The sequence below is a fragment of the Syntrophotalea sp. genome, from assembly GCF_050253115.1.
Lineage (GTDB): Bacteria > Desulfobacterota > Desulfuromonadia > Desulfuromonadales > Syntrophotaleaceae > Syntrophotalea > Syntrophotalea acetylenica.
The window spans coordinates 1-7,910 of record NZ_JBFWJQ010000115.1 but is presented as its reverse complement, the minus strand read 5'-3'; the positions used below and the strand labels follow the sequence as shown (position 1 = coordinate 7,910).

General features: G+C 58.1%; 10 protein-coding genes. All 10 read left to right on the top strand.

Going from position 1 to position 7,910, the window contains the following annotated elements:
* Positions 1–247 precede the first annotated feature (247 nt).
* On the top strand, positions 248–799 hold the full coding sequence (locus tag AB7E65_RS10840; RefSeq protein ID WP_072287473.1) for a YceD family protein: 552 nt from the start codon (positions 248–250) through the stop codon (positions 797–799).
* A gap of 86 nt (positions 800–885) precedes the next feature.
* On the top strand, positions 886–1,062 hold the full coding sequence (gene rpmF, locus AB7E65_RS10835) for a 50S ribosomal protein L32 (RefSeq protein WP_072287474.1): 177 nt from the start codon (positions 886–888) through the stop codon (positions 1,060–1,062).
* A 36-nt stretch (positions 1,063–1,098) separates the two neighbouring features.
* A complete protein-coding gene (gene plsX, locus AB7E65_RS10830) occupies positions 1,099–2,130 on the top strand; it encodes a phosphate acyltransferase PlsX (RefSeq protein ID WP_072288160.1) in 1,032 nt (343 codons plus the stop codon).
* 47 nt (positions 2,131–2,177) lie between these two features.
* The gene (locus AB7E65_RS10825; protein WP_072288161.1) at positions 2,178–3,158 is read left to right on the top strand and encodes a beta-ketoacyl-ACP synthase III; all 981 of its coding nucleotides are present in this window, start codon (positions 2,178–2,180) and stop codon (positions 3,156–3,158) included.
* A gap of 28 nt (positions 3,159–3,186) precedes the next feature.
* Positions 3,187–4,101, top strand: coding sequence for an ACP S-malonyltransferase (fabD, locus tag AB7E65_RS10820; protein WP_072287475.1), 915 nt, complete (start codon positions 3,187–3,189; stop codon positions 4,099–4,101).
* Positions 4,102–4,137: 36 nt separating this feature from the next.
* Complete coding sequence (fabG, locus tag AB7E65_RS10815) at positions 4,138–4,875, top strand: 3-oxoacyl-[acyl-carrier-protein] reductase (RefSeq protein WP_428745886.1); 738 nt, start codon at positions 4,138–4,140, stop codon at positions 4,873–4,875.
* Positions 4,876–4,943: 68 nt separating this feature from the next.
* Complete coding sequence (acpP, locus tag AB7E65_RS10810) at positions 4,944–5,186, top strand: acyl carrier protein (RefSeq protein WP_428745885.1); 243 nt, start codon at positions 4,944–4,946, stop codon at positions 5,184–5,186.
* Positions 5,187–5,324: 138 nt separating this feature from the next.
* A complete protein-coding gene (gene fabF, locus AB7E65_RS10805; protein WP_072287478.1) occupies positions 5,325–6,557 on the top strand; it encodes a beta-ketoacyl-ACP synthase II in 1,233 nt (410 codons plus the stop codon).
* Between the two features lie 9 nt (positions 6,558–6,566).
* The gene (rpiB, locus tag AB7E65_RS10800; RefSeq protein WP_072287479.1) at positions 6,567–7,022 is read left to right on the top strand and encodes a ribose 5-phosphate isomerase B; all 456 of its coding nucleotides are present in this window, start codon (positions 6,567–6,569) and stop codon (positions 7,020–7,022) included.
* A gap of 108 nt (positions 7,023–7,130) precedes the next feature.
* The coding region (gene glyA, locus AB7E65_RS10795; RefSeq protein WP_428745884.1) for a serine hydroxymethyltransferase at positions 7,131–7,910 on the top strand (780 nt) is incomplete at its 3' end.

Genomic DNA, 7,910 nt, shown 5'->3' with positions numbered 1-7,910 from the left:
TGAAGTTGAATAAATTCAACAGGTTAGAGGGTTATATTGTCATACCACGCTCAAGAATTCAAGTACAAAAACGTGTATTTTGTTCGTAATTACAACAGCTTATGACTTTCCGGATAGACACTAGGCTAGTAAATGGCTGGCCACGGCCGGGTTGGCGCCGGTGGAGACCTTTTCCCTTGACAAACCTTGGCCAGACCTTATACTACCCGCTTACCTGCGGGCTTTCAATTTATCCGGAGATCCTGCATTGATCATTGCTTTGGATGAAATCAGGGATCGGACCCTGGCATTACACAGGTCCGAACCGTTCGAGCACTTTCCCGTGCTTGCCGAGCTTCACGAAAATGGTGAGGCTGTTTTTGTCCGACCTCTCGACATCGAGGCAACGGTCCGCCGTCTGGATGAGATGGTCATGGTGGAAGGCAGCGTGAATACGGTTGTGCGACTGCAGTGCTGCCGATGTCTGCAGGATTTCGAATGCCCGCTGTCGGTTGACTTCGCCCTGACTTACGCTCGTCAGATGCCGGTGGTGGAAGATCCGGATGCAGAGGAAATCGAGTTGACGGCCGATGATCTTGGCCTGATTTCCTTTGAGGGGGATGAAATCGACCTTGTCGACGGGATCCAGGAACAGGTGATCATGGCGCTACCCTTCAAGCCGCTCTGCAGGGAAGGTTGCCGGGGGCTGTGTCCCCAGTGCGGCGCGGATCTGAATCTCGGGGACTGCGCATGCAGCGCGCCGGTCCTTGAGGGGAAATTTTCGATGCTGAAAAACTTCAAGGTGGAAAAAAAGAAATAAATAGGCAATGGGCCGCCGCAGAGGCGGCGGTTCTGGCAAGACAAAATGACCCGGTCTTCAAGACCGCTTGGAAGGAGTTTTAAAAGATGGCTGTACCCAAGAAGAAAACCTCCAAATCGAAACGCGATATGCGCCGGGCCCATGATTTTCTGACCGCTCCGGGAATTTCCATCTGCCCGCAGTGCAAGGAACCGAAGCAGCCCCATCGTGTCTGTGAAAGCTGCGGAAGCTACAAGGGCAAAGACGTCGTTGAAACCGAATAAACCTGAATCGCGAAGGACGTCTGCTTGAACGAAAAAATCGTAGTTGCCGTCGACGCCATGGGGGGCGACAATGCCCCCGAGGTCGAGGTGGAAGGAGCGGTTGCCGCGGCGCGGCGTTGGGATGTCCCCATTGTTCTGGTCGGTGACCAGGGCCGTCTCGAGGCGATCCTCGCTCGATACGACACGGCGGGTCTCGATGTGACTGTCCGGCATGCCAGCGAAGTGGTGGGGATGCATGATTCCCCTTCCGACGCGGTACGCAAAAAGAAGGGCTCGTCGATTCGGGTGGCCTTCGAAATGCTGCAGCGCGGCGAGGTTCAGGCGGTTGTCAGCGCGGGGAATTCAGGGGCGACCATGGCGGTCGGCATGTTTGTTCTGAAACGGATTCCCGGTATTGATCGTCCGGCGATCGCAACGATCCTGCCCAACAAAAAGAGCCAGACGGTGGTTCTTGACAGTGGCGCCAATGTCGATTGCAAGCCCTTTCATCTGGCGCAGTTCGCCACCATGGGGGCTGTGTATGCCAAATTCATGTTCGGCAAGGAACGGCCCCGGGTAGGGGTGTTGTCCAACGGCGAGGAAGAGTGCAAGGGCAATGAGTTGTCGCGCGGTGCGCACGGTTTGCTGAAGCAGTCGCGGCTGAATTATATCGGGTTCGTCGAAGGACGCGATATTTTCAGCGGCGACGTTGACGTCGTGGTGTGCGACGGATTTGTCGGCAACGTGGTGCTCAAGGTTTCCGAAGGCCTGTCCGAGGCTGTCAGCGACATGCTCCGCCAGGAGATCGGGCGGCGGTTTTTCGCCAAACTCGGCTACCTTCTTGCGCGCCCTGCTTTTCGGGCTTTCCGGAAGAAAGTCGATTACGCAGAGTATGGCGGAGCTCCGCTGCTGGGGATTCAGGGCACCGGGATGATCTGCCATGGTGGCTCCAACGCGCGCGCCATAATGAATGCCATTCATATGGCCAGGGAGTCGGTTTCGCAGCGCATCAATGAGCGTCTTGTGGCTCAGTTGGGGACCGAAGTATGCGACGGAGACGCGGGGGCTGCCGGAAAGGGCTCCTGCTAGACGTATTTTCCGTCCTTGAAGGATTGCGCCTGGAGTTGTACGGAATGATCAGAAGGACACGCATTGCCGGCACCGGATCGTATCTGCCGGAAAAAATCCTGACCAACGCCGATCTGGAGCGGATGGTTGAAACTTCTGACGAGTGGATTACCGCGCGGACCGGGATCCGTGAGCGTCATATTGCCGCTCCCGGTGAATTTACTTCGGACCTGGCTACCGAGGCGGGCAGGCGGGCCCTGGCCATGGCCGGCGTGGCCGCCGACGAGATCGATCTGATCATCGTTGCCACCGTAACCGGAGATTTCAGCTGGCCGGCCACCGCTTGCGTCGTTCAGCACAATCTGCAGGCCGGTCGCGCGTTCGCCTTCGATATTTCGGCAGCCTGCAGCGGATTTCTGTATGGCATGTCCATCGCCGACAGTTATATCAAGGCCGGAAGCGCCAAAAAGGTTTTGCTGATCGGCGCTGAAGTGTTCAGCCGCATTGTCGACTGGCAGGATCGCGGTACCTGCATCCTGTTTGGAGACGGCGCAGGGGCCGCGGTGCTTGTGGCGGGAGAGGGCGATCACGGGTTGCTGAGCTGTCATCTGCATGCCGACGGCAGCTTCTGGCCTTTACTGTATCAGATGGGGCAGGGCTCTCGCAATCCGGCGGCACCGGCCTCGGCGGAACAGGGCAATCCCTTTGTGCAGATGCAGGGCAACGAGGTGTTCAAGGTGGCCGTGCGATCCCTCTGCGAAGCTGGCGAGGAGGCACTGGATGCCAATGGGCTGCATGCGGACGACGTGGATATGCTTATTCCTCATCAGGCCAATCGGCGCATCCTCGAAGCCACGGCCAAGCGTCTCGGCATTCCCCTGGAGCGGGTGATGGTCAATGTGGACAGGGTGGGAAACACCTCGGCGGCATCCATCCCCATCGCACTGGACGAAGCGCATCGGAGCGGTCGGATTAAGCAGGGCGACACCTTGTTGCTCAATGCCTTCGGTGGCGGTTTCACCTGGGGTGCAGCTTTGATCCGCTGGTGACTACCGGCGCAAAGGAGATCGAACGAGCATGAAAGCTTTTGTGTTTCCCGGGCAGGGATCGCAGTTTGCCGGTATGGGCAAGGACCTGGCAGAGACTTTCTCCCAGGCCCGTCTGACCTTCGAAGAGGCCAATGAAGCTCTGGGCATGAATCTTGCCAAGTTATGTTTCGAAGGACCGGAAGCGGATCTGAAACTGACCGCCAATACCCAGCCTGCCATTGTAACCACCAGCATTGCGGCACTGCGCGTATTGCGCGAAGAAACGGGGCTCTCTCCTGACTACGTGGCCGGGCATTCCCTTGGCGAGTACGCCGCGCTGGTCTGTGCCGGAGCTTTGAGCTTCGCCGATGCCGTGCGCACGGTACGGCTGCGGGGTGCCTTCATGCAGGATGCGGTGCCGGTCGGAGTCGGTGCCATGGCGGCCATTATCGGTCTGGATGCCGCGGATGTCGACGGGATCTGTCGTGAGGTGGCTGGCCAGGAGGTTGTGGCTCCGGCCAACTACAATAGCCCCGGGCAGATTGTTATCGCCGGTCATGTTGCTGCCGTGGAACGTGCCATGGCTCACGCCAAGGAGCGTGGCGCCAAGCGCGCCCTGCCGTTGCCGGTCAGCGCACCGTTCCATTGCATGCTTATGGAGCCGGCCTCGCGAAAGCTCGCCGAGGTGCTGGCCGACGTGCCGGTCTCATCTCTTTGCTGCCCGCTTGTCAGCAATGTCGAGGCTGTCCCCAGCACCGATGCCGGCGCGGTTCGCGATCTGCTTGTAAGACAGGTCTACAGCCCCGTGCGCTGGGAAGAATCCGTCTTGAATCTGGTTGCCTCCGGCGTGGAGCAATTCGTGGAAATCGGCCCGGGCAAGGTTCTTGCGGGCCTTATCAAACGCATAGCCAAGGGGGCCGACATTCAGAATCTCGGTTCCGTCGATGATCTGAAAACCTTCTGATTCGGGTCGTGCCGACCGGAAATGGGGAGTGCTGTCATGTCCAAGGATAAAGTCGCCATCGTTACCGGGGCATCGCGAGGTATCGGGCGTGCCATTGCCGTGGCAATGGCCGCCAGCGGGGTCAAGGTGGTCGTCACTGCGCGCAGTGCTGATGCCCTGCAGAGCCTTGTGCTGGAAATTCAGGCCGCGGGGGGGCAGGCGCTCAGTGTTCCCTCCGACATCGCCAGCTCCGCCGATGTGGAGCGCTTGTTCGAAATCGCACTGGAGAATTTCGGCCGGGTGGATATCCTGGTCAACAACGCCGGGATCACCCGCGACACGCTGCTGGTGCGCATGAAGGATGAGGACTGGGATGCGGTGCTCGATACCAATCTCAAAGGCCCATTTCTGTGTACCCGCGCCGCTGCCAGAATCATGGGCAAGCAGCGCTCCGGTCGCATCGTCAACATCTCGTCGGTTGTTGGCGAGATGGGGAACGCCGGACAGGCCAACTATTGTGCCAGCAAAGCCGGACTCATCGGGCTGACCAAATCCGTCGCCCGTGAACTGGCCAAACGCAATGTCACGGTGAATGCCGTGACACCCGGCTTCATCGTCACCGACATGACCGAGGTGCTGTCCGATAAAATCAAGGAAAATCTGCTTGGCCAGATTCCCGTGGGGCGCTTCGGGGAAGCCGAGGATATCGTGGCTGCCGTTATGTTCCTGGCATCGGACCAGGCCGGTTATATTACCGGTCAGGTTCTCGGGGTCAACGGTGGCATGTACATGTAAGCGTATCAACTATTGTTCCCGCATAGTCTTCAGTCCGATCAACAATCGGTCCGAACAACAACAAGGAGGTGAAGCAGATGGCTTCTATCGAGGAGAAAGTACAACAGATTATTGCCGAGCAGTTGGGTGTTGACGAAGCGCAGGTGACCAGCGACGCTTCTTTCATGGACGATCTTGGCGCCGATTCCCTTGACACCGTTGAATTGGTTATGGCGCTCGAAGAGGAATTCGATATCGAAATTTCCGACGAAGATGCTGAAAAAATTCAGACCGTTCAGGACGCCGTCGATTATATCGTAGCCAATTCCTGATTCAAGTTCTGGTATCGAGGGGAGGAGGCGGCAAGCGCGGCGCTTCCTCCCCCATTTTGGTTGAACGAAAGTGATCGGCTGTTGGCAGGGTTATCCGCAGGCGGCACAGACAAGCCCAATACGGAGGCATAGTTCATCATGCGAAGAGTTGTGGTAACCGGTATCGGTACTGTATCGGCGCTCGGGATCGGCGCGGAAAAAAACTGGCAGAGCCTGCTGGCCGGCAAATCGGGTATTGATCGGATTACGCGATTCGACTGCTCAGGCCTTCCCAGCCAGATCGCCGGCGAGGTCAAGGATTTCGATGCCGAGGCCTTCATAGAAAAGAAAGAGATTCGCAAAATGGATCTCTTCATTCAGTATGCCCTGGCCGCTGCCGAGGAAGCTGTCAAAGACTCCCGGCTTGTCATCGACGACGAGAACGCGGAACGTGTCGGGGTACTGGTCGGAGCCGGTCTCGGCGGGCTGCCGACCATCGAGAAATACCACTCCGCGTATCTTGAGGGTGGTTACAAGAAAATTTCACCCTTCTTCATTCCGATGTTGATCACCAATCTGGCTCCCGGTCAGATTTCCATGCGGTTTGGAGCCAAGGGTCCCAATGTTTCATCGGTTTCCGCTTGTGCAACCGGAACCCATTCCATCGGCGACGCCTATCATATCGTGCGACGCGGTGATGCCGATGTCATGATCGCCGGCGGGGCGGAATCGACCATCACGCCCCTTGCGGTCGGAGGGTTTTGTGTGATGCGTGCTCTTTCGACCCGCAACGACGACCCCCAGGCCGCCAGTCGTCCTTTCGAAAAAGGGCGTGACGGCTTTATCATGGCTGAAGGTGCCGGCATTGTGATTCTTGAGGAATACGAATCCGCCCGCGCCCGCGGTGCTCGCATCTATGCCGAGCTGGTCGGTTACGGTCTGACGGCCGATGCCCATCACCTGACCGCGCCGGCCCCGGGTGGCGAAGGCGCCGCGCGCTGCATGGCCATGGCGCTGAAAAATGCCGGCATGCAACCGGAAGAAGTTACCTATATCAATGCGCACGGTACCTCGACCCCCTTCAACGACTTGTATGAAACCATGGCCATCAAGACCGTGTTCAAGGAACACGCGAAGAAGCTGATGGTCAGTTCCACCAAGAGCATGACCGGTCACGCACTTGGCGCGGCAGGCGGCCTGGAAGCGGTTTACTCGGTTCTGGCCATTGATCGCGGGGAGATTCCCCCCACCATCAACTACCATGAGCCGGATCCTGAATGTGAGCTCGACTATGTGCCCAACGAGGCCCGGCAGGCCAGGGTAAACAGTGTGCTGTCCAATTCCTTCGGGTTCGGCGGCACCAATGCCAGCCTGCTGTTCAGAAAGGTTTGAGGTAGGCAGATGTTTCTTATCGCCAGCGATCATGGCGGTCTTGAACTCAAGGAGTGCATCAAGACCTATCTTAAAGAGCGCGGCATCGACGTAAGGGATCTCGGTACCGATAATGGCGATTCCGTGGACTACCCCGATTTCGGCGAGCGCGTCGGCAGGGCGGTCTCCGCCGGCGAAGCCGAGAAGGGCATTCTGATCTGCGGAACCGGCATCGGCATGTCCATGGTGGCCAACAAGTTCCCTGGCGTCCGCGCTGCCCTGATCTGGGACGAGTTTACCGCGCGCATGTCCAAGGAACACAACAACGCCAATATCCTGGTGCTGGGAGGACGCATGCTGTCCGGCGACAAAGCCCGAACCATGGTCGGGATTTGGCTGGACGCGGTGTTCGAAGGCGGACGTCATCAGAAACGGCTCGACAAGATCGCACAAATAGAGGATGATATCAGGGCCGGCCGGCTGTGAGCGGTCCCGATACCGATGGGCAAGCCGGCGGCTTGCCCATTGTCATTTCACCTTCACCTTATTCAACGCTTACAGAGCAGAAGAATGCATTGCAGGAGGCTCGCTAAAATGTCTCATTCCCTCGCCCAGCACGATCCCCAAATCGCCGAGGCCATTCGGCTTGAAACCGAGCGACAGGAATACAATCTTGAATTCATCGCCTCGGAAAACTTTGTATCCGAACAGGTCATGCAGGCCCAGGGGTCGGTAATGACCAACAAATACGCCGAAGGCTATCCCGCCAAACGTTACTACGGCGGTTGCGAGATGGTCGATATCGCTGAAAGGCTTGCCATCGAGCGCGCCAAGGAACTTTTTGGCGCCGAGCATGCGAATGTGCAGCCTCATAGCGGTTCCCAGGCCAACATGGCGGTCTACTTCGCGGCCTGCAAGCCCGGTGATACGGTGCTTGGCATGAATCTGGCGCATGGCGGCCATCTTACGCACGGATCGCCGGTCAATTTTTCCGGCAAGCTGTTCAATATCGTTTCCTACGGCGTGCGCAGGGACACCGGACACATCGATTATGAAGAAGTGGAACGTTTGGCCCTGGAACACCGGCCGACGCTGCTGGTGGTTGGCGCGAGTGCTTATCCCCGCACCATCGATTTTCCCGCCTTCCGCAAAATTGCGGACAAGGTTGGCGCCAAAATCATGGTCGACATGGCCCATATCGCCGGACTGGTAGCTACCGGCGAGCACCCCAGCCCGGTGCCCCATGCCGAATTCGTCACCACCACCACCCATAAAACCCTGCGGGGTCCCCGGGGTGGCATGATTCTGTGCCGCGAGGAATATGCCAAGGTCATTGATAGCAATATCTTCCCCGGCATTCAGGGCGGGCCGCTG